Source organism: Halanaerobium hydrogeniformans (genome assembly GCF_000166415.1).
GTDB classification, from domain to species: Bacteria; Bacillota; Halanaerobiia; order Halanaerobiales; family Halanaerobiaceae; genus Halanaerobium; species Halanaerobium hydrogeniformans.
Map to the genome: position 1 here is coordinate 1,171,952 of NC_014654.1, position 26,035 is coordinate 1,197,986.

The 26,035-nt window shown below is 29.3% G+C and carries 21 protein-coding genes and 1 riboswitch; of the genes, 20 read left to right on the forward strand and 1 reads right to left on the reverse strand.

Translation table 11 applies throughout. The features are described 5' to 3' along the window. The first annotated feature begins 23 nt into the window (after positions 1–23). The 6 genes from HALSA_RS05275 to HALSA_RS05295 all read left to right on the forward strand — a co-directional run bounded on the left by HALSA_RS05275 (position 24) and on the right by HALSA_RS05295 (position 12,223). Entirely contained in the window at positions 24–668 is a 645-nt protein-coding gene (locus HALSA_RS05275) for a hypothetical protein (protein WP_160143053.1), read from the forward strand. A 15-nt stretch (positions 669–683) separates the two neighbouring features. Continuing rightward, entirely contained in the window at positions 684–860 is a 177-nt protein-coding gene (locus HALSA_RS12790) for a hypothetical protein (RefSeq protein WP_013405568.1), read from the forward strand. A gap of 20 nt (positions 861–880) precedes the next feature. Then, positions 881–3,829 carry a site-specific DNA-methyltransferase gene (locus tag HALSA_RS05280; RefSeq protein ID WP_013405569.1) on the forward strand — a complete coding sequence of 983 codons (2,949 nt, stop codon included), beginning with the start codon at positions 881–883 and terminating at the stop codon, positions 3,827–3,829. Positions 3,830–3,844: 15 nt separating this feature from the next. Continuing rightward, on the forward strand, positions 3,845–7,219 hold the full coding sequence (locus HALSA_RS05285; RefSeq protein ID WP_013405570.1) for a DEAD/DEAH box helicase family protein: 3,375 nt from the start codon (positions 3,845–3,847) through the stop codon (positions 7,217–7,219). A 20-nt stretch (positions 7,220–7,239) separates the two neighbouring features. Continuing rightward, positions 7,240–10,074 (forward strand): ATP-dependent DNA helicase, encoded by a 2,835-nt coding sequence (locus tag HALSA_RS05290; RefSeq protein ID WP_013405571.1) that lies wholly within the window; start codon positions 7,240–7,242, stop codon positions 10,072–10,074. A gap of 109 nt (positions 10,075–10,183) precedes the next feature. Then, positions 10,184–12,223, forward strand: coding sequence for a hypothetical protein (locus tag HALSA_RS05295; protein WP_013405572.1), 2,040 nt, complete (start codon positions 10,184–10,186; stop codon positions 12,221–12,223). 122 nt (positions 12,224–12,345) lie between these two features. Here HALSA_RS05295 and HALSA_RS05300 read toward each other — a convergent pair whose 3' ends face one another. Then, a complete protein-coding gene (locus HALSA_RS05300; RefSeq protein WP_013404695.1) occupies positions 12,346–13,527 on the reverse strand; it encodes an IS256 family transposase in 1,182 nt (393 codons plus the stop codon). A gap of 77 nt (positions 13,528–13,604) precedes the next feature. Here HALSA_RS05300 and HALSA_RS05305 point away from each other — a divergent pair, with 77 nt between their 5' ends. The 14 genes from HALSA_RS05305 (at position 13,605) to HALSA_RS05365 (ending at position 26,029) form a co-directional block, all read left to right on the forward strand. After that, the gene (locus HALSA_RS05305) at positions 13,605–14,606 is read left to right on the forward strand and encodes a hypothetical protein (RefSeq protein WP_013405573.1); all 1,002 of its coding nucleotides are present in this window, start codon (positions 13,605–13,607) and stop codon (positions 14,604–14,606) included. A 60-nt stretch (positions 14,607–14,666) separates the two neighbouring features. Further along, complete coding sequence (locus tag HALSA_RS12875; RefSeq protein WP_202943514.1) at positions 14,667–15,338, forward strand: PDDEXK family nuclease; 672 nt, start codon at positions 14,667–14,669, stop codon at positions 15,336–15,338. Between the two features lie 96 nt (positions 15,339–15,434). Further along, on the forward strand, positions 15,435–15,608 hold the full coding sequence (locus HALSA_RS12880) for a hypothetical protein (protein WP_202943515.1): 174 nt from the start codon (positions 15,435–15,437) through the stop codon (positions 15,606–15,608). 160 nt (positions 15,609–15,768) lie between these two features. Continuing rightward, a complete protein-coding gene (locus HALSA_RS05315) occupies positions 15,769–16,395 on the forward strand; it encodes a DUF2225 domain-containing protein (protein ID WP_013405574.1) in 627 nt (208 codons plus the stop codon). A gap of 57 nt (positions 16,396–16,452) precedes the next feature. After that, complete coding sequence (locus HALSA_RS05320) at positions 16,453–16,752, forward strand: hypothetical protein (RefSeq protein ID WP_013405575.1); 300 nt, start codon at positions 16,453–16,455, stop codon at positions 16,750–16,752. Positions 16,753–17,032: 280 nt separating this feature from the next. Continuing rightward, positions 17,033–17,158: riboswitch (cyclic di-AMP (ydaO/yuaA leader) on the forward strand. Positions 17,159–17,281: 123 nt separating this feature from the next. After that, complete coding sequence (locus HALSA_RS05325) at positions 17,282–19,123, forward strand: HAMP domain-containing sensor histidine kinase (RefSeq protein WP_013405576.1); 1,842 nt, start codon at positions 17,282–17,284, stop codon at positions 19,121–19,123. Further along, entirely contained in the window at positions 19,116–19,514 is a 399-nt protein-coding gene (locus HALSA_RS05330; protein ID WP_013405577.1) for a response regulator, read from the forward strand. Before HALSA_RS05325 ends, HALSA_RS05330 begins: the two co-directional genes overlap by 8 nt. Continuing rightward, positions 19,504–20,199 (forward strand): response regulator, encoded by a 696-nt coding sequence (locus tag HALSA_RS05335; RefSeq protein ID WP_013405578.1) that lies wholly within the window; start codon positions 19,504–19,506, stop codon positions 20,197–20,199. The genes HALSA_RS05330 and HALSA_RS05335 overlap by 11 nt, the downstream gene beginning before the upstream one ends. Continuing rightward, the gene (locus HALSA_RS05340; RefSeq protein WP_013405579.1) at positions 20,200–20,598 is read left to right on the forward strand and encodes a potassium channel family protein; all 399 of its coding nucleotides are present in this window, start codon (positions 20,200–20,202) and stop codon (positions 20,596–20,598) included. A gap of 17 nt (positions 20,599–20,615) precedes the next feature. After that, entirely contained in the window at positions 20,616–21,278 is a 663-nt protein-coding gene (locus HALSA_RS05345) for a potassium channel family protein (RefSeq protein ID WP_013405580.1), read from the forward strand. Between the two features lies 1 nt (position 21,279). Further along, positions 21,280–22,764 (forward strand): TrkH family potassium uptake protein, encoded by a 1,485-nt coding sequence (locus HALSA_RS05350; protein ID WP_013405581.1) that lies wholly within the window; start codon positions 21,280–21,282, stop codon positions 22,762–22,764. Between the two features lie 402 nt (positions 22,765–23,166). Then, positions 23,167–23,679 carry a YeeE/YedE thiosulfate transporter family protein gene (locus HALSA_RS05355; RefSeq protein ID WP_013405582.1) on the forward strand — a complete coding sequence of 171 codons (513 nt, stop codon included), beginning with the start codon at positions 23,167–23,169 and terminating at the stop codon, positions 23,677–23,679. Between the two features lie 18 nt (positions 23,680–23,697). Continuing rightward, on the forward strand, positions 23,698–24,234 hold the full coding sequence (locus HALSA_RS05360) for a DUF6691 family protein (protein ID WP_013405583.1): 537 nt from the start codon (positions 23,698–23,700) through the stop codon (positions 24,232–24,234). Position 24,235: 1 nt separating this feature from the next. Beyond that, on the forward strand, positions 24,236–26,029 hold the full coding sequence (locus HALSA_RS05365; RefSeq protein ID WP_013405584.1) for an SLC13 family permease: 1,794 nt from the start codon (positions 24,236–24,238) through the stop codon (positions 26,027–26,029). Positions 26,030–26,035 lie beyond the last annotated feature (6 nt).

Below are 26,035 nucleotides of genomic sequence, written 5' to 3' on the forward strand. Positions count from 1 at the left end.
AGAATCCAGAACCTAATTATGAATTGCTGAATAAATATTTTTGGTTTTATAGTTTTCATACTGAAGAAAAGTTAAGAAACACTACCCATTTGAGAAATCATGTAGATTGGCTTGAAAGAGCTAAACAGGGAAAAGAAGTAAAATTTCCTGATTTTGTATTAAATAAAAATGATTTAAGAGATTCATCTTATAGTTCTCGTGGACGATTATCTCGTTCAATTCTATCTTTATTATCCAGTCAAGAACCTAAAGACTGGAAGTATAAAGACAGTTCTGTTTTAAAAGATGTTTATTATCATTTAACTGACAAACCTAATTTACATCATATATTTCCTTTGAATTTTTTAGATAATTTTACTGATGAAATTGAAGTTAATAAAAATAGTTTAATGAATATTGCTTATATACCACAAAAAACTAACCTTGAAATCAGTGATAAAAATCCTGTTAATTATTTAAAAGAATACAATTTAGAAGAATTAGATGAAGTTTTTGAGGATCATTTAATACCTAATGAATTAATTCAATGGGCAAAAAAAGACTATTTGCCTGAAGATGCTTTAGATGTTTTTATTGAAAAAAGAATTGATTGTTTTATTGATTCTTTAGAAAATAGATTAAGAGAATTAAATTTTAATGTGATTGATTCAAAAGGTGAAGAAAGCTAGAACAGGAGGATATTAATGAAAGACAAACAAAAAAATTTAATTGAAGATTTATATGAAATATTAATAAAGATAAATGAAGAAGGATTAGAGGATGATGAATTTTATAGTTGGTTGAGCAAAAATTATTTTTTCGAGAAAGATTTAGAAGAAGTTATTTTTAAAATAAAAGATGCTAAAGAAAAATATAATTAAAAAACCAGGAGGAATATTTAATGAATGATAGAGATAGGCTAACATCTTTGCTAAAAGAATTATTTCGTTTTGATAAAGCTGAATTAGATTTTGGAATATATAGGATTATGAACCAGAGGAAAGATGAAATAGAAAAATTTATCGAAAAAGATTTAGTACAAACTATTGATAAAGAAATGAATCAACTTGTAAATAAAGATAAGGAATTATTGGAAGAAAAAATTGAAAAGATAAAAAATGAAGCTGAAGAATTAGGTGTGGATTTTAAAGACTCAAAAAAATATCAAAAAGCAAAAGAACAGCTAAATTCATTATCTAGCTCTACTAATATTGATACTAATATTTATAATGATATTTATAATGATATTTATAGATTTTTTAAAAGATATTATGATAATGGTGATTTTTTATCTAAAAGAAGATATTCAAAAGATGAAAAATATGCTATTCCATATAATGGTGAAGAAGTTCATATGCATTGGGCTAATAAAGATCAATATTATGTCAAAACAACAGAAGAATTTGACAATTATAGTTTTAAAAATAATTGGGTAACTGTTAATTTTAAAGTTGTGCAAGCTGAAGAAGAAAAAAATAATAATAAATCTGATGAAGATCAGTATTTTTTACTTAAAAAAGAAAATTATTTTGATTATGATAATGAAAATAAAGAATTAAATATTTACTTTGAATATAGAAGTTTGACTAAAAAAGAAAACCAAAAATACAAAAATAGAAATACGCAAGCTGATATTAGAGATAAAACTTTTGATAAATTAGAGAATAAAATTAAGAAACAGACTAAAGATATCTATGATTTAGGATGGTTAATTGATGGAGATAAAAAAGCTAATCCACCTTTGAAATCTCAGCTTTATAAATATACTACAAAAAACAAATCAGATTATTTTATACATAAAGATTTAAAAGGATTTTTAAATAGAGAATTAGACTTTTTTATTAAAAATGAAATTATGAATATTGATGCTATAGGTACAGAAGATGAAAAGAGTGTAGATTCATACTTAAATAAAGTCAGAGTAATAAAGAATGTTTCAAAAAAAATAATTGAATTTTTAGCTCAAATAGAAAATTTTCAGAAAAAGTTATTTGAGAAGAAAAAGTTTGTAATTGATGATGAATATTGTTTGACATTGGATAAAGTGCCAGAGGTAATTCAAGATGAAATATTTGAAGAAGTATTAAATAATAAAAAACAAATTAATGAATGGAAAGTCTTTTTTAATGAGAAAATTGAAACTAAAGATGATTTATTTATCAATAAGAGTAAATTATTTAATGAGAGAAAATTGAAAAACTTAGTTGTAGATACTAAATATTTTAATAACGATTTTAAAGAAAAGTTGCTAGATTCATATAATAATGTTAATGATGAAATAAAAGGATTAATGATTAATAGTGAAAACTTTCAAACACTTAATCTTATAATGGAAAAATATAAAGGTAAAGTTAAAGCTATCTTTATTGATCCTCCCTATAACACAGGTGGAGAAGATTTTGTATATAAAGATAATTATCAGCATTCCAGTTGGTTAACAATGATGGAAAATAGATTGAAGCTTGCTAGTAAGCTTATGGCAAATAATGGAGTAGTTTTTATTAGTATTGATGATAATGAACATTCTAATTTGAAAAAGCTTTGTGATGAAATTTTTGGTAAAAATAATTTCGTGTCAAATATTATCTGGCAAAAGAAATATTCACCTCAAAATGATGCCCGCTATTTTAGCGATAATCATGATTTTATTTTAGCTTATGCCAAAAATAAAGATAATTGGGATATAAATTTATTACCGCGAACAGAAGAAATGGATGAGAGATATAAAAACCCTGATAATGATCCACGAGGCCCATGGAAGTCAAGTGATTTATCAGTTAAAAGAGTTACCCCAAAAGATATTTATGAAATTAGGACTCCTAGTGGGAGAAAAGTTTTGCCTCCCCAAGGAAGAAGTTGGGTAGTATCTGAAGAAAAATTTGAAGAAATGGTTGAAGATAATCGTATCTGGTTTGGGGAAGATGGGAATAATGTTCCTTCAGTAAAAAGATTTTTATCAGAGGTTAAAGATGGTATAACCCCTATGACAATTTGGACATATGAAGAAGTAGGACATAATCAAGAAGCAAAACAGGAATTGAAGGCTTTATTAAATGAAGAAGATGATGTTTTTGATACACCAAAAACATTACGACTAATCAAAAGAATTTTAAGAATTGCTTCTAATAAAAATGATATTGTTATGGATTTCTTTGCTGGATCAGGCACTACTGGCCACGCTTGTTTGGATTTAAATGAAGAAGATGATGGAGAACGCAAATATATTCAAGTTGAATTGGGTAATTATTTTTATACCACTATGTTACCTCGTATAAAGAAAGTGATGTATTCAAAGGAGTGGAAAGATGGTAAACCTCAAGATAATGATGGTTATAGTCATTTTTTCAAATATCAGAGTATAGAACAATATGAGGATACTCTTGAAAATATAGAATTTGAATCTAATAATCTAAAGTTAATTAATAATTATGATGATTATCTAATAAAATATATGCTAGACTATGACACTAAGTCTTCTGTAATAAATATAGATAAATTTAAAGAACCATTTAATTATGAAATAATTTTTACAGAAAATAAAGAAAAGATAAATAAAAAAGTTAACTTAATAGAAACATTTAATTATTTGATTGGGCTTAAAGTAAAAACATTTGATGTATATGATCAATTTGATAGGAAGTATAAAATTGTAAGTGGTAAGAAAGATGATGAGAGTGTATTGGTTATCTGGAGAAAGACTATTGATTTAGATTTAAAGAAAGATAAAGAATTTATTGAAAACAAACTAAATCTTGATGATTATAAAAAAGTATATATTAATGGAGATAATTATGTAGAAAATTCTTTACTAATAGAGGAAAGCTTTAAGAAGTTGATGCTTAATGATTAAAGGATTGGTGAGATAATGCAATTACAAGACAGAGAAATTTTAAATAAATATCTTTTGTCATTATTTGGAGTTGAAGAATTTATAAGTAATGAAGGTAATTTTAAAACACTTAGGAAAGTTGCACAACCTGATTTAATAGATGATGGTTTTGATGAAGAAGGGAGGAGTTATATACTTCAAAACCTATTGATGGTTAATTTTGAAATTGAAGATGAGTTATTTAATAAATTAGAAACCTATGATAGTAATATTAAAGAATATGTAGATCATATCAGCGAAAACAGGGAAAATTTGATAGACTTAAAATATTTTCAGTATTTTGCTGTTTTATTTACTGAAATATTTTTGGATAGATATTTTAATAGTAAAGAAAAATTTCTTATTGATATAAACGAATTTGTAGATGAAGAAAATAAAAAAATTAAGAAAGATAAAAGGAAATATTCATATTTTGAAGAAGACGATTTAAATAAATTAGCATATTATATGGCCACTGGGTCAGGAAAGACTCTTATAATGCATATAAATTTTCTTCAGTTTTTAAAGTATAATAAAACTAAATTAGATAATATTATACTAATCACTCCAAATGAGAGACTAACAAAACAACATATAGAAGAATTTAAAGTAAGTAACATTGATGTTGATCATCTAAATAAAATGGGTGGTGGATTAATTGGAGATAAAGATATTTATGTAATAGAAATACACAAACTTAAGGAAAATAAAACTGGTGAAGGTGAAAGTGTAGAAATAAGTACATTAGAAGGTAATAATTTAGTTTTTGTAGATGAGGGACATAAAGGTATGCAGGGAGTTGAATGGAAATCTAATAGAGAAGCACTGGCTAGAGATGGATTTTTATTTGAATATAGCGCAACTTTTGGTCAGGCCATTGGTGATAGAATAGATAGATCAGAAAAGATAAAAAATGATTATCCTAGATACAATGAAAAAGTTGAACTTTTAGGTCTTGATAAAGAAATCAAAGAGGAAATATTTAATATTAATAAAAATAATACCTATATTAATATGTCAAAATATCAGTTAGATAAAAAATTAGATAATATGGAGATATCTGAGTATAAGAAAAGTCAGATTAAACAGTTCCATGTAAATTTATTAGAAGAGTATTCTAAAGCTGTTATTTTTGATTACTCGTACAGATATTTTTATCATGACGGATATGGTAAAGATTATAACATTTTAAATTTAAAAGATTCACAGCTTAAAGAATATAATTTCCGATATATGCTAGCAAACTTATTATCATTTTATGAGCAGAAAAAATATTATGTTGAGAATAGAAAAGCAATAAAAAAATATAATTTAGAGAATCCTTTATTAGTATTTGTTGGAGATACTGTGCTGGCTCCAAGTGGAAGTATGGCTAAAATAGATAAAAGAAGTGTTAGTGATATAGAATTTGTTATTGAATTCATTAAAAATTTATTTGAAAACAAAGCTGAGATAATAACAATTATAAAAAATATTTTAAATAAGAAAAGCGGATTTGAAGATGAAAATGACAGAGATATTTTTGATGATAAATTTAGATATCTGAAATCTAAAAATATTGATGAAAGAATAAGTTATAATGAAATGTTAGAATTAATTTTCAATACATCTAATATAACTGGAGAACTAGAATTATATAATATTAAGGGTGGAGATGGTGAGATTGGCCTGAAGTTAAAGGGAGCTAAAGATTATTTTGGATTAATAAATATTGGTAATTCTTCTAAATTGATAGATAAGTTTGAAGAAAATAATTATAGAGTAAAAGAAGATGAATTTTCAGATTCGCTATTTACCGATTTAAATGATTCTACTTCAAATATAAACTTATTAATAGGATCAAAGAAATTTACTGAAGGCTGGAATAGTTATCGTGTTTCAAATATTGGAATTTTAAATTTAGGTCGTAGCCGAGGCTCACAAATAATACAGTTATTTGGCAGGGGTGTACGAATAAAAGGTTTAAATGGGTCTTTAAAGAGAAGTGAAGCTTTTAGTGATGTATTTCATCCAGATTATATTAATCTTCTAGAAACTCTAAATATATTTGGTATAAGAGCTGATTATATGGAGGATTTCAGAAAATATTTAGAGGAAGAGGGAATAGAAGATAAAGATGATAAAGAAATTATTCTTCCAATTAAAGAAAATAGTGAGTTTTTGAATAAAAATCTATATACAATAAAGGTGAAAGATGATGCTAACTTCTATGAAGAGTTAATTGAATTAGATATTACTAAAAACAATGAAATATCTGTAGAGTTAGATTTAAGGCCTAAGACTGAAATAGTTTCAAGTTTTGATGCTGATTTAGAATTTAAAGATAATAGCCAATATGAGAATTATTATTTTGATCAAGAAATTTTAAATCTAATGGACTGGGACCAAATTTATTTAAATTTGGTTAGATATAAGAAAAAGAAAAGGTTTCATAATTTACTTATACAAAAAGATAAACTCAAAGAGATTTTAGAAAATAAAAATTATGAGGTTTTTTGTGAAGACGATACTCTAAAAATGAATAAATTTGCTGATTTAAAAAAATTGCAAGAGATAGCTGAAAAGATTTTAAAGAAATATGTAAATAAGTTTTATAAAACTTCGCATAAACATTACCAGGATGATAAATTAGTTTACAGGTCATTAACCAAAGAAGATTCTAACTTTCAGGATTATGTAATAAAAATAGAGAGAAAAAACTTTAATTTAATTGATGAAGTTGAAGATTTAATTCAAGAAGAAACAGAAATGTTTTATTCAGCAAAATTAAATGGTAATGATCACTTTAAAAATATTTATTTTGATCGTCATCTTTTCCAGCCATTGTTATGTAAAAATGGTGAAATTAAAACAACACCACAAGGTTTGGAAGAGAGCGAAGAAACTTTTATAAGTCTTTTAAAAGATTATATAGAAAGTGATGAAGCAAAAGAAATAATAGAAGATAAAGAAATATTTTTATTAAGAAATTTAACCAGAAGTAAAGGTGTATGTTTTATGGATGATGTAGATAGATATTATCCAGACTTTATGCTTTGGATAAAAGAAGATAAAAAGCAATATTTAAGTTTTATTGATCCAAAAGGGATTCATAATTTAGGGAAAATAGAAAAACATCCTAAAGTACAATTAGCAGAAACTATAAAAGAACAAGAACCTAAAATTGCAGCTAATTCGATTAATGAAGATGAGATAATTTTAAATTCATACATTATGGCCTACAGTGAATTTGAGAGTTCAAATAAACATTATAATCTAACTAGAGAAGAATTTAATGCTTTAAATATATTCTTTATAGATAAACAATCATTGAATAAATATAATTCCAGACCTATTGATAAATTATTTAAATCAATATTAGAAGTTAATTAATCTTTGGGAGGAATAAAACCATGAATGACATCTATAATTTACTAGATTTTACACCAAATAAAGAGCAGCAAAAAGCAATTGAGACAACAGATGGTCCTTTATTAATAATTGCAGGTCCTGGTTCAGGAAAAACTCAAAGCTTAATTTTAAGGACTGTAAACTTATTAGCTAATAAAAAAGTAAAGGCCAAAAATATTTTAGTTTGCACCTTCACAGAAAAGGCAGCTCTCCAATTAAGAACCAGGATAGCTAATATGATTGACAATTTGGATCATAGAATTGATACTAGTGATATTATGATTAACACCATTCATGGTTTTTGTAATGAGATTTTAAGAGAGTTTACAGATGTTCATCCACATTTAGATAGAGGTTTTGAAGTTTTAGATGAAGTAATGCAAAAGTTTTTCATTAATGATAACTTTAATAAGATATTAGAAGATTCTACTGATGAATCTAGATATAAGAAGTATCTTAATAAATGGAAATATAAATGGAGAACTATAGAAGGATTAATTAAATATTTCAATAAATTGACTCAAGAGTTAATATCACCTGAAGATTTAGTGTTTAGTGGTGATAAATTTTTCGAGGAATTAGGTTATGCTTATCAAAATTATAGAGATTTGCTTTCTGAAAAAAATTATGTTGATTTTGCTTTTTTACAGTTCTATCTTAACGATCTATTAGAAAACAAAGAAACAGAAGAAGAATTAAAAAATAGATTTAAATATATAATGGTAGATGAATTTCAAGATACCAATTATATACAAGAAACAATAATTTATAAACTGATTGAGAAAACCAATAATATTTGCGTTGTTGGTGATGAGGATCAGTCATTATATAGATTTAGAGGTGCTACTGTTAGGAATTTACTAGAATTCCCCAAACATTTTCCAGAGGCTGAAAAGGTTAATTTAACTATTAATTATAGATCTCATCAGCAGATTATTGATATTTATAATCGTTTTATGAAATCACTTAAATGGGGTAATGCAAGGTTTAATAAAAAAATAAAACCATGCAGACAAAATAGAATGCCTTTTTATAATAGTGTTTTTAAGATTAATGAATTTGATAAAAGCAAACAAGCAAAAAAAGTGGCTGACTTTATTGAAGATTTAAAAACAAGAGAAGTTATCAATGATTATAGTGAAGTTGCAATTTTAATTGATTCAGTAAAAGGAAAATACTCTGATTCTTTTATAAATGCACTTGCTGATAAAGGAATAAGAAGCAATTGCCCTAGAGCCAAAAACTATTTTCAGTATGAGGAGATAAGATATTTGCTGGCAGCTTTTGTCTATATTTTTGAATTTGATGAGAAAGCTGTTTCATATGCAAATGATTGGAGATTATACCTAGAAGAAATAAAATTTGAACTTAAAGAATTATTAGAAGAAGAAAGGTATCATTCTTTTTCTAACTGGCTTCGAGAAAAGAGAAAATATTATAAAGAAATTGCAGAAAAAAAGGAAACAACAGATGAAAATTTATTAGATGTAATGTATCAGATGTTTGAGTTCAAACCATTTAAAAAATATTTAGAAGACAATAGTTTATCTAAATACAATCTGGGAATAATGTCAGATTTATTAGCTAAATTTAATAAATTTTACTTAAAAGAATCACAAATCATAACTTTTAGAAATGTTGAGTATATACCACAAAGATTATTTAAGAGTTTCTTTTATGTTCTTCATCGATCAGGTTTAAATGAATATGAAGATCGAGAAAAGATATTGATAAAAGACCATGTTTCAATAATGACTATTCATCAAGCCAAAGGATTAGAATTCCCTGTAGTTATTGTCAGCAATTTAGGTAAGAAGACGATGCAAAGTGGTCAGCTTGATAAGGAATTAAAAGACTTTAAGCACAGAAAAATATTTGAAGATTTAAATAAAATTAATGATTTTGATTATATGAGAAAATATTATGTAGCTTTTTCACGAGCAGAGAATTTTTTAGTGCTAAGTAAATATAGAAAGAATGCTAATCCTAAAATAAGACCAGTGTGGAATATGGTGAAAAGTTTAGAAGAAATAAATAAAAATGACTGGGATCAAGTTAATATTAATGAGAAAAAAGACAGTAAATTAAAGAAGCAATATAGCTTAACTACTGATATTTTGGTATATGATACTTGTCCTAGACAATATAATTTTTATAAGGAATCTGGATTTACTTCAAGTCGTAGAGGTGGAGCATTGTTTGGTAGTTTGGTTCATGAAACTATTGAAGATGTAAACAAATATTGCTTAGAAGAAAATAACGATAAGCTTAGCAATGAGAAGATTAAAGAGTGGTATGAAAATAATTATGACAATTTAAGAGAGCATATGCAGCAGAGTTTAGCACCTAATATTAAAAAAGAAGCATTTAATCAAATTATTAGATATTATAAAAATAATCAAGAGTTAATAGAAAAAATCAGTGAGTCTGAATTAAATATAAGTATAGAAAAACCTGATTATTTTATTAGTGGAAAAATAGATATAATTTTGGATGATGAGGGGAAGTATCATTTAATTGATATTAAAGCGACTAAACCAGAAGAATCAGAAGAAAAGATGGAAAAATATAAATTTCAGCTTGCAACTTATGCTAACTTATTAAAAAACAAACATGAAGTTAATATTGAAAATGCAATGATATATTTCACTGGAGCTAAAAATCCTGAAGAAGCAAAAGTGAATATTTCAATAAATGACAAAGACTTTAAAGAGGCAAATTACAAATTTGATAATATAGTTAAAAAAATACAAAACGAGAAATTTGCTCTTGAAAGTTTTCCGCCAAAGAAGATTTGCAGAGAATGTGATTTTAGGTTTTTCTGCAATCAATATTAAGTATTAACGATAACTTTAATTTCAAATAGAAGGTTGTTATCGATTAGGATAAGTTTTATAGCGAAAAGGAGGTATTTAAATTAATAAAAAAATATTGATATATATATTATTGCTTTTAATTATAGGTTTTTTCGCCTTTAACGATTTTAGTGAAAGTACAATTCAAATCACCTATAAGGAGCAGATACCTGGAAGTACAATCACTCATTCAGGAGAAACCATTGAGGAAGTTTTAGGAAATAAAGAATCTTTAAGTGATAATGAAAAAGCTTTGCTTCAAGAATATCTAGAGAAATATTCAAGTTTATTAAAAAATCAGTTGGTAGAAAATACTGATATAGAAGAAGATTACACGAATATTATAGAACATTATCCAGTAGAGAATAGAGAACCTGCATGGGTGGATTTATTTCGGGAAGGTCGTTTTCAGCTTTATTATAATTCTGACTTAATAAGGGTTTTTGTTCAAGGGAGTAATCCAAAAGAAGATTTTGAAAAGCATAAATCCATTATTAGATTTCCAATTCGCTCAGTTATAAATAGTGATGATACAGAAATAAAAGAAATTGAGGTTTATAGTTTCGAAAATGATTATGCATCTCAAAAATTAACTTTATATGAAAAACCTCATTCTATTTCTATTAATGATTTGGATTTAAAAAATAATAAGCAATCTATTGACTTAACTAGTATACAAAATATGTTTAATCAGAAAGTAAACTTAGAAGCACTAGAGATAACAAATGATGATGAATTATATTTTTATGGGAAATTAGACGAAACTGCCACTTTAGCCAACGAAATCATATCCTTGTCAGATATAGCAGTTGTTTACAGAGCATTATTTCATCATGGATATAATAGCCCCTATATAAGTTTGGATAAACATGAAATAAATAAGTATGCTAAAGTAAATTTTGGAGGTTATTTAGATAACACTAGAGCAGGATATGTTTTGCTAGAAGCAGATAAGTTTTTTAAAACATTATCAGTGGGATTAGATCCTAACACTTATGAATTAGTTGCTGATGATATGAAAGAAGATATTCCTGGCTTTTTAACCGAAGATGAAAGAACTTTATTAAATGAAAGTGGAAAAAGTATATCAAAAAATGATCAAATAAGTTTTTTGTTTGATAGTTATACAAACAATGACATCAAAAGAATAAGATATTGGTTTTACCCAGAAGAAATAACAACCATCACTGATGGCAACATTGGAGTGATAAAAAACAATCAATTTTTAGCTGGTTCAGAAAGAATGGATGAAGAAGATATTACGTTAGATAAGTCTACTAAAGATACAATAGCACACTTAAATAATAATTATCATTATTATGAAAGTCATTCAAAAAGAATGAAAGAATTAAGCAATCTTGGTAAAATATTAGGGTTAATAAATTGGCTTAAAGAAGAACGTATTGATAATAGAGTAGATTTAGATCAGTTTTTATCGGTAGAATTACCATCTTTAAAAACAGATAATAAAACAGACAAGTTGTTAGCAGCTACTGCTTTAATTTATCCAAGTGGCAAGGTAACATTAAATGAAAATAATATTAATGAATATACACACGTAATGAATAAATCTAATCTGTTTAAAGAATCCTCTCTGAATAAGAGTGATCAATATTATATAGATCAAATCAGTGAGAATATAGACGAGGAAGAATTATATGGCTACTATGAGCCTTATAAAGAACTTAATGAAGAAATAAAAACATTAGAAAATGATATTGATGAATTAGATGAAAAAATAGAAACCCTATATGAAGAAATAAATAGCTATATTCCTGTCAATAGGTATGATAGTGAAGAAGTTGACAAGTATAATAATTTGGTTAATAAATATAATAATTTAACCAAAAGATATGAAGAATCAGTAAATGAATACAATGATAAGATAGATAGAATGAATAATATGGCTTTAAAACAAAAAGTAATTGTTTCTATTAGTGGTGGAATTTCTTTAAACCCAACTGAGTTTAAGAGTCCAATATATAATGAAAATGCATTAGAAGTTAATACAATTAAAAATATCAAAACTTCTTTTGAGGATAATGGCCAATTTTTAGAATATAATAATTGGGTTAAAAGTGATTATAAAGATTCTGAAGTTTACTATAATGAGCTGCCAGCTATTAATTAAATGATGATATAGCAAATAACAAATTAATAAAGAATTGTTGTCATAAAAACTATCTGAACTATGTGTCTAATTTAATAGAAGAACCCTACCTCAGATAACGTCAAGAATCTTGTGTAAATAAATCAGTATCGTTCTTTAAATAGTTGATGGAGCTGATCTTTTGCAGCTAAAAATCCTCTCATCTTTCTATCAGACCATTTTGAGTTGTACTCAATAATCTTTAAATAAATTATTTTTTCAGCTGCTTGTACATTAGGCAAACTATTCATAGGCTTTAATCTTTTTTTGATTTCTTTATTGGCTCTTTCAATCCAGTTTGTTGTGTATATGGCTTTATGTATGCTTTCTGGATATTTATAAAATGTTAATAGTTCATCTTTATCTACGTACCAGCTTTGAGTAACTTTAGGATAGATTTTACTCCATTTAAAATCAAATTCTTCTAAAGCTTTTTCTGCAAACTCTCTGCTGGGAGATCTATAGATCTTTTTTAAATCTTTAACGATTTCATCAGTATCTTTTTTTCTAACTTTGACTATTGTATTACGCACTTTATGAACTATACAACGCTGCACATCCGCTTTAGGGAATACTTTTAGAAAAGAATCTTTAAGTCCTGGGAGTCCATCTATAACACCTAGTAGGACTTCCTGGACTCCGCGTTCTTTTAAATTACTTAGTACTTCTTCCCATAAAGCAGCAGATTCAGTTGCACCAATGTAGAAATCAAGTATTTCACGATAGCCGTCTTCATTGATACCAATGATAATATATACAGATTCATTTGCAACAGTATCTCGTCTGACTTTTATGCTCATGCCATCAATAAAAATAACGCTGTACCGTTTTTGAAGTGGTCTTTCTTTCCACTTTTTAACCTCTTCAAGAGCAACATTAGTTAGATTACTAATAGTAGTAGGGCTATATTTTTGTCCATACATCTGCTCTATCCAATCAGCTACATAGCGGGTGGAAAGGCCATTAGCATACATGTTTATTATAGCTTCTTCAAGCCAGTTATCATAGCGTTTATATGGTTGGAATAGTTCAGTTTGGAATTCACCATTTCTATCTCTAGGAACATTTAAGCCTTTAATACTGCCAAACTGAGTTAAGAAATCACGAAGATAAGATCCATTACGACTATTGCCAGAGTTTCTACCTGAGTATTCATGTTTTTCATAGTTTAGAAATTCAGTTAATTCAGCCTTGAGGAAATTCTCGAGAAAATTTTTGATGAGTTCAATGATTAAATCGTGAAATTCAACTTGACCATCACTGTTTTTTTCGGGTATACTGTTCATGAGGAGTCCTCCTTTGGGTTGAGTTTATTTCGCTAATAAATATTTCAACCATTCAAAGAAGGATTCCTCTTTTTTTATTGAAAAAAATCTATTTACACAACTTATTGTACACTACTGAAATATTTATCAGTTATATCTATAGTTTAATAAATAGAGTAGAGCCTCAAGATGAAATTCATTTCAAAACACAACAGTCAGGCAAAGATTTAACAAGGCCTGATATGGTAGGAGTTAATGAAAAACAGGAAGAAATATTAATTATAGAATCAAAATTTTGGGCTGGATTAACTGAAAATCAACCCATAGCTTATTTAAAAAGATTAGAAGAATCTAATTATTCAGGTGTTAAAATTCTTTTGTTTATTTGTCCAGAAAAAAGAATCAATTCTTTATGGTCTGAATTAAAAAGAAAATGTAACAATGAATTTAGTGTTTTGAAAAATAAAAATTCAGAATATTATAACTTTGATGTTAAAGAAGAACTGACTATTACAATAACCTCATGGGATAAAATTATTAATATAATTAGGCAGGAATTAGTAACAAATAATTTGGATATATTATTATCAGATATCAATCAGCTTGATGGACTTTGCTCAAGAATGGATGAAGAAGCATTTTTACCACTTAAAGAAAAAGATGTTGGGGTTGACATAGCAAAAAGAATATATGGGTATATTCAACTAATAGATAAATTTACTGATAAATTAAAAATAAAATTAAATGTAAATACAGATGGGTTGAAATGCAGACATTTTCGTGAAGGATATAAGCAATATTTGATGATTAATGATCAATGGGGTGTTAGTTTAGAATTTAATTTAGAATACTGGATTAAAAAAGCTGAAACTCCTTTTTGGATAGGAATAAAAGATAGTAATTGGAATTATGCTCCTGAAATCAAAGATGAATTGTTAGCAATAAAGAAAATTGATATAAATCAGGTTTTTATTGGTAAATATGACTTTACTTATATACCAATATTTTTACCTTTTGGAGTGAGTGAAGATGTTGTTGTTAATAATGTAATAGATTTTATTGATGAAATTTTTGTGAGGCTTTCATTTAGCAAGTCTTAAATCTTTGTAGATTATTTTTGATTAATTTAAGTAAATAGATTAAAGAATGAGGTGAAATATATGCCAATAGAAGTAGGTTTTTGGAAACTAAATAATAATCAAATTGAGAAAATTGAATTTACTAGTATAGAATCAGAAAATAAATTGGAAAACATACTTGAGAGTGATATATCTATATTAAGTGATGATATATTCTTATTAGGGAGGCAAATATTAACAAGTTACGGGAAATTTATTGATATGTTGGGTATGGATATGGAAGGTAATTTAAACATTATTGAATTAAAAAAAGATAAGACTCCAAGAGATGTTGTTGCACAAACTCTTGATTATGCTTCCTGGGTACAAAATTTATCATATGAAGATATTAGTCATATTTATTCTGAAAATAATAATGGTAAAAATATTGAAAAAGCTTTCTATGAAAAGTTTGATACTGATTTACCTGATACAATAAATGAAACACATAATATACTTATTGTAGCTGCTGAACTAGATTTTGAAACTGAAAGAATTATTAATTATTTATCTGATAATTATAATGTTCCAATTAATGCTGTCTTCTTTAGATATTTTAAAGAAGCAGAAAATGATTATATAAGTAGAACTTGGTTGATTAATCCAAATGAAGTAGAAGAAAAGAAAAATATAAATAAGAATTTGAGTAAGTCTGAACCTTGGAATGGTAGAGACTTTGTAGTTAATATTGAAAATAAGAATGAAACGGAATAGAATGATTGTAGAAAATTCAATTTTGTAATTGGAAGCGGAGGAAAGTGGTACAGCAGAACTCTGAAAAAATTGTTTTCTGGAGCTCGGATATTTTGTATGATTCCTGGTCAAGGATATGTAGGTGTAGGAATAGTAAAAGAAAAAGCCGTTCCGGCTAAAGAATTTAAGGTGGAATATAATGGTGAAATGGTTTCTATTATCGATGCTCCAACAAAAACTAATGGTCTTGATTATGAAATTAATGATCTAAATAATTGTTATTATTTGTAAAAATTGATTGGATAAAAACAATTGATGCAAAAAATGCTTACTGGAAGAAAGGACTAAAGGCTAATCAGAATACTGCTTTTAAATTAAAAAGCAAGTATACAATTGAAAAGCTTGTTAAATTTTTCGATATAGAAAAATAATCTTCAAAGGAGGAATACCCATGCAACCAGGGCCAGTTGAGATAATTCAATGTCCATATTGTGACAATAAATTTAAAAAGTCAACCTTAATGTCGGGTAATACTATTGGAGCTAAATTTTGGACTGATGGGAAAAGAGAAGCTCCAATGCTCCCTGATAGTGTTGTTGTAAGCTTTTGTGAAAAGTGCAGCGAATATTTCTGGGTAGAAGATGCCAAAAAAATTGATCAGGTTTTATATGACAGTGATAAATATTCAGATTTAGAGTTTTTGAAAGATTTAACTTTAGAAGAATATATTTATGCCTTAAAGCAAATAGACATTCGCAGTGATGACGATACTTTTTATCTATTAAGACAAATTTGGTGGAAATATAATGATTATTATCGCAAGAATAATGAGGCAGAATTATCGCAAGATGTAGAGAAAATAATGCCGGATCTATTGGAAAAATTATTAAATGTTTTTGATGAAAACGATGATAATCATCTATTGATGAAAGGAGAATTATTGAGAGAATTGGGTCAATTTGAAAAAGCTAAAGTAACTTTAAATAAAATATCTTCAGATGAATATGACAAAGTAAAACAAATTATAATAGACTTAGCAAAAAATGAAGTTTCAGAATTAAGGGAATTAAAATTTTAATTCTATGAAAAAAATTCTAAGCAGGTTTAAATTTTAAAATGAAAGGAATTTAGAGTAATGGATGAAAAATTAAATAAAATTCCTAAAGAAGATGCTAATTGGATGGAAATACAAGAATTTAGTCTTAGTTTTAACGGTTATGATTATTGGGGCAGCTTCGAAAAAGCAGCTGATATTGCAAATCAGCATTACAATAGATATGAAAAAGATAATATTATTTCTAATAATATGGAAGTGTTGAGAACATCTTTATTTTTCGAACAAAGAAGATATCGTCACTTTGGATCTGATCCTGGACCTGAGACAATGAAATATTTAAGAAAGATTATTAAGAAAATCAAAGAATTAGTTAAGTGAATATCTATAGATGAAGATGAGAATAATATTAATTTCTTAGAGATAATAGTGGAAGAGTATATAAATTGGGATTGGACCTAGGTCAATATCAACTTTATTTAAACCATCTAACAAGAAATATAATCAAGAAATTTAAAGGAGAGTTTCATGTCTAAATTTGTAAATTTTAGCTTACCATGATAAACTAAAAATGAGAAGAATGTTAAAATCTTCTCATATGATTACTGGTGAAAATATTTGACAAAATAATTATAATATGTTTTAATAATATGAAAAGAAAATATTTCTGTTGTCTAATCTCAATTGAGAGCGGGGGACCCACTTTTTTGGGGCGAATCTAAATTTTAGAAGAAGACCTTTACTTCTAGCCCGACAGCTAACTCCGTAGACTTTAAATAAAGGACAGACTTTATGCCACCATTATGCTATTTTTTGGTGAACTTAACTATTGGCACTACAGTCTATCTGTGGTGTTTTTTTTATTTTTAATTATATTTAAAGAAAAATATATTATTTAGGAGTGTAAAAAATGAATATTAAAACTTTAAAGGGTAAAATGCTCCTTGGTTTTGCAGTGATGATAATCATTATAGCTGGAGTTGTAGTCTGGAGTATTTATAACTTTGAAATTCTTTCAAATGCTATCAATGATATTATGGTGGAAAACTATAGAAGTATTACAGCCAGTGATGCTATGGTTGAGGCACTAGAGCGTCAGGATAGTGCTTTACTATTATTAATTCGAGCACCTGAAGATCAGGGTCAGGAAATATTTAGAAGCAATCAAAAGGAATTTTACACCTGGCTGGCCAGAGCAGAAGATAATATTACAATTGAGGGTGAAGGAGAAATCTTGTCCAGGATAAATGATAACTATTTTAATTTTATTACAAGCTTTGATAATTTTTTTATTGCTTCACCTGGAACAGACGAAACAGGAGAACGCTGGGAAATATATAATGAAGAACTCCTACCTACTTTTACAGAAATAAAAGAAGATATTCGAGAACTTAGAGAAATAAACCGTGAGGAAATGGTAAATGCTCAGCTAGGTGCTGACTCTAGAGCCAACCAGGCAATAATCTATACAATTGTACTTGCGTTATTGGTCACAGTTTTCTCGCTTATTTTTGCCTTTCATCTTACAAAACAGATATTGCGGCCAATTAAAGAACTGGGAAAAGGTATTAAAGAAGTAGCTGCAAGAAATTTTCAGCAGAAAGTTGAAGTCGCTTCTGAAGATGAGATTGGTGTTCTGGCTGATGAATTTAATGAAATGATTTCAAAATTGCAGGAATATGAAAAATTAAATGTAAAAAAATTATTGATAGAAAAAGAAAAATCAGAAGCAGTAGTAAATAATCTGAGCAGTCCTTTAATAGTTACAGATATTGAGCATAAAATTGTTTTAATTAACGAAACCGCTAGAGAATTATTTTCACTAAAAAATGACGTTGTTGGGACTCACTTTTTAAAAGTTATAAAAGCAGAAGAAATTTTTGAACATATTAAAAATCCTGAAGCTAAAGAAGAAAAAACTTTTATCTTAAAGAAAAACGATAAAAAAAGACATTATAGGATTTCTACTAAACAGGTAATTGATGAAGATGAAGAATATCAATTTACTGTTACCCTCTTAGAAGATATTACTCGATTAAAAGAAATTGATAATATGAAATCTGAGTTTGTTTCTACTGTATCTCATGAATTTAGAACACCTCTTACATCTATGAATATGGGATTAAGTATGGTAATTAATGAAGATACTGGAGAATTAAATGAGGAGCAGCATGAATTGTTAGAAGCTGCTTATGAAGATGTTGAGCGGCTAACAGAACTGGTTAATGATCTACTTGATCTCTCAAAAATTGAATCCGGTAAAATTGAAATGGAATTTGATAAGGTTGATGTCAATGATATTATTGAAAAAACACTAAATCCATTCTTTAAACAGGCAGAAGAAAAAGATATAGAGCTTAAATTTAAGCAGTCAGAGGAAAATGTTTTTGCCTATGCAGATCCTTCAAAAATCAGCTGGGTTATTTCTAATTTGATTGGAAATGCACTTCGTTATGCTGAACAGGGTAAAATAGAAGTAGATGCAGAAATTAAAGGTAGAAGGGTTTTGGTTTCTGTAGCAGATAATGGCCCGGGAATTCCAAAAGAATATCAGGCAAAAATATTTGAGAAATTTGTGAGGACAGGTAATGATCAGGACGAAAAGAGTGGAACTGGTCTTGGCCTGGCTATTGCAAAAGAGATAATTACGGCCCATAATGGTAGGATCTGGTTTGATAGCGAAGAAGGAGAAGGCTCTACCTTTTCATTTTACATTCCAAGATATGGCTATCAGGAGGAAGATAATGAGTAAAATTCTAGTAGTAGATGACGAAAAAAATATTAGACTGGTTGTTGGTAAATGTCTGGAAAAAGCTGGTTTTGAGGTAGATTATGCTGTTAACGGAGTTGAAGCAGTTGATAAAGCGAATGATATAGGCCCTGATTTAATATTACTCGATTTAAGACTGCCGAAAATGAATGGTTTTTTAGTGCTAGAAGCTTTAAAAAGTGATTCAGCAACTGTGGATATACCAGTAATTATATTATCTGCCCTGTCTGAAGAAGACGATGTTCAAAAAGCTATTTCTTCAGGTGCTGAGGATTTTTTAGTTAAACCTATCAGTCAGGATAATTTACTAACAGCAGTAGAAGAAAATAATAATAATATAGAAATAAAGGAGGAAGATGATAATGAAAAATAAAATCTTAATTGTTGATGATGAAAAGAATATTCGTTTAACTTTAAAAAAGGCCCTTTCTAATGCAGGTTATGAAGTCGAAACAGCTGTGAATGGAGAGGATGGACTTTCCAAATTAAAAGAAGAAGAAATACCAGTGGTGCTGCTTGATATGAAAATGCCAGGAATGGATGGGATCCAGTTTTTAAAAGAGGTAAAAAATGAGGGAATTAAAACTAAAATAATTTTGATAACGGGTTATGGTAGTGTTGAAACAGCAGTTGAAACTCTTAAATTAGGGGCTGTTGATTATCTGCGCAAACCATTTAAGCCAGAAGAGATTATTGGTATTGTTGAGGATGTTTTTGAAAGGTATGAAGTAGAAAATAGTGAAAAAGAAGTAGAAAGTTTTGAAGAATATATAATGCTGGCAAAAAATGCAATTAATAAAAGAGATTTCTCAAAGGCAAAAGAAATGCTGCAGCAGGCTACATCTTTAAACTCTGAGAAACCTGAACCTTTCAATCTTCTTGGAATCATCTATGAGATGCAGCACAAACAGGGAGAAGCAATGAAAATGTACAGAGCAGCTCTGGCACTCAATCCTGGTTATAAACCTGCAAATGAAAACATCGAAAGAGCAGGAGAGAGTATGGGTGCAGTTGATCTTGATGAATTAAATCTTGGAGATGATGAGGAGGAGCAATAGATGTTTATTGTTATTGTAGGTTGTGGTCGTACAGGTTCTTTGCTGGCGGGTAAGCTTTCTCGTTCTGGAAATGAAGTCGTTGTTATAGAAAAAAATCAAACTTCATTTTCTAATCTGCCTGTTGATTTTTCCGGCTTTGAAATAGAAGGTGATGCTGCTGAAAGAGATGTATTAATTGAAGGTAAAATAGAATCAGCAGATTTGTTAATAGTCAGCACTGGAGATGACCAGATAAACTATCTTGTGTCTCAAATGGCCAGGGTTAATTTTGATGTACCCAGGATTATGGTTAGAACTATAGATCCAGCAGTAGAGAAGATGTATGAAAATGAAGACCGATTTGAGATATTTTCTCAGATATCTCTTTTAGCTGAAAACATGATAAATAAAATTGAGTGAGAAGGGATGAGATAGCTATGGAAATCATAATGATTGGGGGAGGAAAATTAATTTATCATCTTGCCAAAAAATTAATTTCTAAGGGCCATTTTGTAACTATTATCAATAAAGATAAAAAGCTTGCTGAAGATTTAGCTAGAGAAATAAATGCGACAGTAGTTTTTGGTGATGCAACTGATCAAAAAGTTTTAGAAGACGCCGGTGCCTATCAGGCAGATAACTTAGTTTCCTTAACCCAGAAAGATCAAACTAATCTTTTTATATGTAAGATGGCAATGGATTATTTCGGTGTAGATAGAACTACAGCTCTGGTAAATAGTCCAGATAATGTGGAATTATTTAATATCTTAGGGGTCACAGGTATATTTAACATCACTGATTTAATTAGTTCAATAATAGAACAGACTGTAATTTCAGAAGATGTAAGTAACCTGACAATGATTGAAGAGGGAAAATTAAGTATCTTTCAGGTTGAGGTGTCCCCTGATTCCGAAGCTGTGGGAAAAGAAATTAAAGAAATAGACCTCCCCCTCACTATTGTTTTAGGTGGTATTGTTAGGGATGGAGATATTTCTATTCCTAGAGGCGGTACGAAGATACAGGCTAGAGACAAAATAGTTATAATTTCTCTGCCAGAAGAACAGGCAAAAGCTATTGAAGTTTTTGGTGGTGAAGAATAAAATGAAATATAAAAAGTTGCTTATTTCTCGTTACTATTTAATTTCAAAATATACCGGCATTATAATTATTTTTGCCGGTGCTGCTATACTTTCTCCTCTTTTATTTTTGCTGGCTTATCCAGAAGAAAGTATGCTTGCTCCCCACTTTTTGCTGGCAGGTGGACTTTCAATACTGACAGGATTAATATTATTTATTTATGGAAGTAAATATCAGACAGAGAATGTAGAATTATCTTTAAATGAGGGAAGTATAATTGTTATATTTTCCTGGCTGGGAGCAATATTTTTTTCTGCAATACCGTTTGTAACGATCTTAAATATGAGCTGGACTCATTCGATTTTTGAGGTGGTAAGTGGCTGGACAACAACTGGATTATCACTTGTTGATGTTACCACAGCTCCTAAATTAATTTTAATCTGGCGCTCGATTATGCAGTTTTTTGGTGGAGCTAGTCTGGCAGTAATTGCACTGTCATCACTGCTGCCTGTACATGGAATGGGGCTTTATATTGCAGAAGCAAGAAGTGACAAACTTTTACCTCATGTAAAAAGATCAACAATGATGATAATGAAAATCTATACTTTTTATACTGCAGCCGGTATTTTCCTTTATTATATTGCCGGGATGCCTTTGTTTGATTCAATTAATCATTCTATGGCAGTAATTTCTACCGGTGGATTTTCTACTCAAGTCGACAGTATAGGTCATTATAACAGTCTTTCTATCGAAGTTGTAACAATTGTTTTAATGTTTTTAGGAACTATCAATTTTGCAACTCACTATACATTGATTAAAGGTAAAATAAAGACATTTTTTAAAAATGCAGAAATTCGTCTGATGATTACTTTATTTACTCTACTAACACCAATTTTAATGTTTTTCTCATTAAATGCTTTATATCCCAGGTTAAGTGAGAATTTTAGGATTACTTTTTTCCAGATAATTACTGCTTTATCAACAACAGGTTTTTCAACTATTGCATTTGCTGGTTGGCCGGTTTTTGCTATCTTTATTATAGTTTTGATTATGCTGGTAGGTGGTGGAACAGGATCAACTGCGGGTGGTATTAAGCAGTACAGAATTTATCTAATTTTCAAATCAATTTACTGGGAAATTAAAGAACAATTTTTGCCAAGGAGAAGTGTAAGCAGCAATTATCTCTGGCGGGGAGAAAATAAATTTTATGTAAAAGATCAGCATGTAAAAGATGTAGCCAATTATATAATTTTGTATTTGTTTACCTTTTTTGTCGGAGTGGCAATACATACAGCTTATGGATATTCTTTATTAGAAAGCATGTTTGAGTTTGGTTCTGCTCTGGGAACTGTTGGGCTTTCAATTGGTCTAATTTCTCCAGAAGCACCAACAGGTATCATCTGGACTCAAACTATTGGTATGTTTTTAGGAAGGTTAGAGTTTTTCATTATTCTTTATGCCGGTATAAAATTATTTAAAGATGGAATTTACATTTCAAAACATAAATGATTTTATACATTGTTTTGTCTAGAAAAATCAATTTGATAAAATGTAAATCATAAAAGCGCTCTTCCCTTAGGATAGCGCTTTTTTAAGTTCAATATGTACCTAAATTTGAGCTTTTAATTTTTTAAGAACCATAAGTTTTTATTAATTTAGCTTTTATGATATAATTTAAGCAACTTAAAATTTACATTAAAAGTATAATAAGGAAAAATTATATCAATTCGTCAGCAATTTTAAAAAACTTTAGCAGAAAAAAAGAAATTCAGCATTAGCTTGACCGATATTATAAAAATATCACTTCTCTCATTATTAGAGCTGGATATTGAGATTGCTGTTGGATTGTTTTCATTTTACTTGCATTAATTGCTTTAATTAAATATCATTATATGAAAGGAGATGATATTTATGACTCAGTTGATTTTTGCAGGACGCTGGTCACCATATCTTGTGGGTACTTTCATAGGTGTGTTAAGCTGGTTATCCTTTATTATTTCTAAAAAACCTTTAGGAACTTCTACTTCCTATGCCAGAGTTTCCTCTAGATTAGGAGCTCTCTTTCTTGGAGATAAAGTTTATGACTGGAAATATTACAAACAGTATAAACCTGTACTGGAATGGCAGATTATGCTGGTGATCGGAATAGTCATTGGCAGCTTTATTTCAGCAGTACTTTCTGGGCAGTTCAGTTTAACTTTTATACCTCTGACAGATTTTGAGTCTATCTTGAATCAGAATATACTGGGCAGGATATTTTCTGCTTTTTCAGGTGGTATTTTATTAGGTTTTGGTGCTCGCTGGGCAGGTGGCTGTACAAGTGGTCATGGGATCAGTGGTGCTCTTCAGTTGAGTATTGCCAGCTGGATAAGCCTGATTTCTTTTTTTGTTGGTGGAGTTGTAACTGCACTTTTAATACTTTAATGGGGCAGGTGAATATAAATGGAAAGTAAGCTTAGATTGATGAAGGGACTTGGCACGGGAATTGTTTTTGGTTTTTTTCTGCAGCGCGGTGGAGTAACAGATTATAATGTATTGGTTGGTCAGCTGCTTTTAGAAGATTTTACTGTAGCCAAGATAATTTTAACGGCTGTAGTTGTAGGAATGATCGGTGTTCATTTTTTAAGTGAGAGAAACATTATTGAGCTGAAACCTAAATCCGGTTCTCTAAGGCGGACTATCCCAGGAGGTTTGATTTTTGGTGCCGGTTTTGCTCTGCTTGGCTATTGTCCGGGTACTATTGCTGGAGCCATTGGTCAGGGCAGTATAGATGCTCTTATCCCTGGACTTTTAGGGATAGTTACAGGTTCATTCTTTTTTGCAGCCTTTTATGAGAAATTTAGTGATTCAATAGATAAGAATACCTTTAAAGTGAATACATTGCCTGAGCTACTTAAGATTAATCACTGGAAGATTATCATTCCCCTATCAGCTGTGATTATTATATTTTTAGTCTGGCTTGAAGGCATAGGGTTTTAAGATGAATTTTGATATAGCTTTAACCTTAATGATTCTGTTGACTACAATCATATTATTTGTAACTGAAGCTTTTCGGGTAGATATTATTGCGATTCTGGTAATGTTAACTCTGGGCTGGACTGGTCTTGTTACACCAGCTGAAGCTTTTTCTGGCCTATCCAGTAATGCTGTTATAGCTGTAATCGCAGTAATGATAATTGGTTATGGTCTGGACCAGTCTGGAGTTATGCAGAAAATAACCCGGCCCTTGATGTCGGCTTCAGGCAGAGAAGAAAAGAGGCTGACAGTTATTCTTTCTTTAGCTGCAGGTGCAATCTCTAGTTTAATGCAAAATATCGGTGTTATAGCTTTGTTTTTACCTATAGTCAGGAAGATAACTAGAAAACTTAATCTGCCTTTAAAAAGAGTTTTGATGCCGGTTGGATTTGCTGTTATTCTTGGTGGTAACCTAACTATGGTTGGTGCTGGAAATCTAATTATCCTCAATGACCTTTTACTTCAGCAGAATGCAGAGCCCTTTAATCTTTTTGCTGTGTTTCCAATTGGGCTTGCGGTTTTATTATTAGGAATTATATATTTTTATTTTTTTGGTGGCAAACTGCTTTCAGCAGATAAAAAAGAGGAAGAAGGATTTTTAGAAAAACAGCAGAAATTGATTACAGCCTGGGAAATATCAACTACTGTGTATACATATAGAGTTCCAGAAGGCTGTAATCTTTTAATTAATACCCTGGAAGAAACAAATCTCTGGTCTGATTATAATCTCTATCTTCTTGCTTTAAGAGAAGATGGTGATATTTCCTATGCTCCCTGGCGGTTCACCAGATTTTCTGCTGGCCAGGAATTGATTATCATGGGAGATAAAGATAATCTAAATGCTTTTGGTAAAGACTACAATTTAACCCTTGAAAAAGAATACAGTGATTATTTGGATCATCCTAAATTGGAGAATACAGCTTTTGCTGAGCTGATGTTAACCCCTCGCTCAGATCTGGCTGGAAAATCTATCAGAGAGATTGCACTTAGAAAAAATTACTATGTTAATCCTGTTCATCTAATCAGAGGAGAAAAAGAAATTAGTTCTGATTTTTCTGATGTTACTTTACAGGCAGGGGATACCCTGGTTGTCTATGGTCCCAATGAAAATATCAGACTATTGGAGTCTGAAAAAGGTCTAATTCTTCTGACTGCTTTACCTCCCAAAAAATCTGAAGGAAATAAACCGCTTTTTGCAGTAGGAGCATTTTTGCTTTCTATTTTATTGATAATCCTTGGTTTTAATCTGGGTCTTGCTTTCTTTACTGGAGCAGTGCTTATCATATTATCGGGGATTTTAAAGATTGACGAAATTTATGAGGCAGTTGACTGGAAAACTGTTTTTTTACTGACAGGTTTGATTCCTCTTGGTGTAGCTATGGAGAATACCGGTGCTGCTCAATATCTGGCTAATTTGATGATTATGCCGCTTAAAGATGGCCCGGTTTTTTTAATACTTTTAGCAGTGGCACTGCTGGCCAGCATTTTTACATTATTTATGTCAAATGTTGCTGCATCAGTTGTGCTGGTTCCACTTGTAATGATAATCGGCAGACAAATCGGGATCGATCCCCGAGGGCTTGCTCTGCTTGCTGCAGTTTCAGCCTCTAATTCCTTTATACTGCCAACCCACCAGGTTAATGCCTTCTTTATGTCGGCCGGTGATTATAAGAGCAGTGATTATCTAAAAGCAGGAGGTTTTCTGACATTGATCTATATTTTTACTGCATCTTTGATGGTTTATTTATTTTATATTTAGAAAATT

What these genes read in the sequence shown, in the direction of transcription:
- HALSA_RS05320 (WP_013405575.1), top strand. Translation starts at nt 16,453, where the DNA reads ATGGATGAAAAATTAAATAAAATTCCTAAAGAAGATGCTAATTGGATG.
- HALSA_RS12875 (WP_202943514.1), top strand. Translation starts at nt 14,667, where the DNA reads ATGCCAATAGAAGTAGGTTTTTGGAAACTAAATAATAATCAAATTGAG.
- HALSA_RS12880 (WP_202943515.1), top strand. Translation starts at nt 15,435, where the DNA reads ATGATTCCTGGTCAAGGATATGTAGGTGTAGGAATAGTAAAAGAAAAA.
- HALSA_RS05360 (WP_013405583.1), top strand. Translation starts at nt 23,698, where the DNA reads ATGGAAAGTAAGCTTAGATTGATGAAGGGACTTGGCACGGGAATTGTT.
- HALSA_RS05345 (WP_013405580.1), top strand. Translation starts at nt 20,616, where the DNA reads ATGGAAATCATAATGATTGGGGGAGGAAAATTAATTTATCATCTTGCC.
- HALSA_RS05325 (WP_013405576.1), top strand. Translation starts at nt 17,282, where the DNA reads ATGAATATTAAAACTTTAAAGGGTAAAATGCTCCTTGGTTTTGCAGTG.
- HALSA_RS05350 (WP_013405581.1), top strand. Translation starts at nt 21,280, where the DNA reads ATGAAATATAAAAAGTTGCTTATTTCTCGTTACTATTTAATTTCAAAA.
- HALSA_RS05300 (WP_013404695.1), bottom strand. Translation starts at nt 13,527, where the DNA reads ATGAACAGTATACCCGAAAAAAACAGTGATGGTCAAGTTGAATTTCAC.
- HALSA_RS05365 (WP_013405584.1), top strand. Translation starts at nt 24,236, where the DNA reads ATGAATTTTGATATAGCTTTAACCTTAATGATTCTGTTGACTACAATC.
- HALSA_RS05355 (WP_013405582.1), top strand. Translation starts at nt 23,167, where the DNA reads ATGACTCAGTTGATTTTTGCAGGACGCTGGTCACCATATCTTGTGGGT.
- HALSA_RS05290 (WP_013405571.1), top strand. Translation starts at nt 7,240, where the DNA reads ATGAATGACATCTATAATTTACTAGATTTTACACCAAATAAAGAGCAG.
- HALSA_RS05315 (WP_013405574.1), top strand. Translation starts at nt 15,769, where the DNA reads ATGCAACCAGGGCCAGTTGAGATAATTCAATGTCCATATTGTGACAAT.
- HALSA_RS05340 (WP_013405579.1), top strand. Translation starts at nt 20,200, where the DNA reads ATGTTTATTGTTATTGTAGGTTGTGGTCGTACAGGTTCTTTGCTGGCG.
- HALSA_RS05280 (WP_013405569.1), top strand. Translation starts at nt 881, where the DNA reads ATGAATGATAGAGATAGGCTAACATCTTTGCTAAAAGAATTATTTCGT.
- HALSA_RS05335 (WP_013405578.1), top strand. Translation starts at nt 19,504, where the DNA reads ATGAAAAATAAAATCTTAATTGTTGATGATGAAAAGAATATTCGTTTA.
- HALSA_RS05285 (WP_013405570.1), top strand. Translation starts at nt 3,845, where the DNA reads ATGCAATTACAAGACAGAGAAATTTTAAATAAATATCTTTTGTCATTA.
- HALSA_RS12790 (WP_013405568.1), top strand. Translation starts at nt 684, where the DNA reads ATGAAAGACAAACAAAAAAATTTAATTGAAGATTTATATGAAATATTA.
- HALSA_RS05330 (WP_013405577.1), top strand. Translation starts at nt 19,116, where the DNA reads ATGAGTAAAATTCTAGTAGTAGATGACGAAAAAAATATTAGACTGGTT.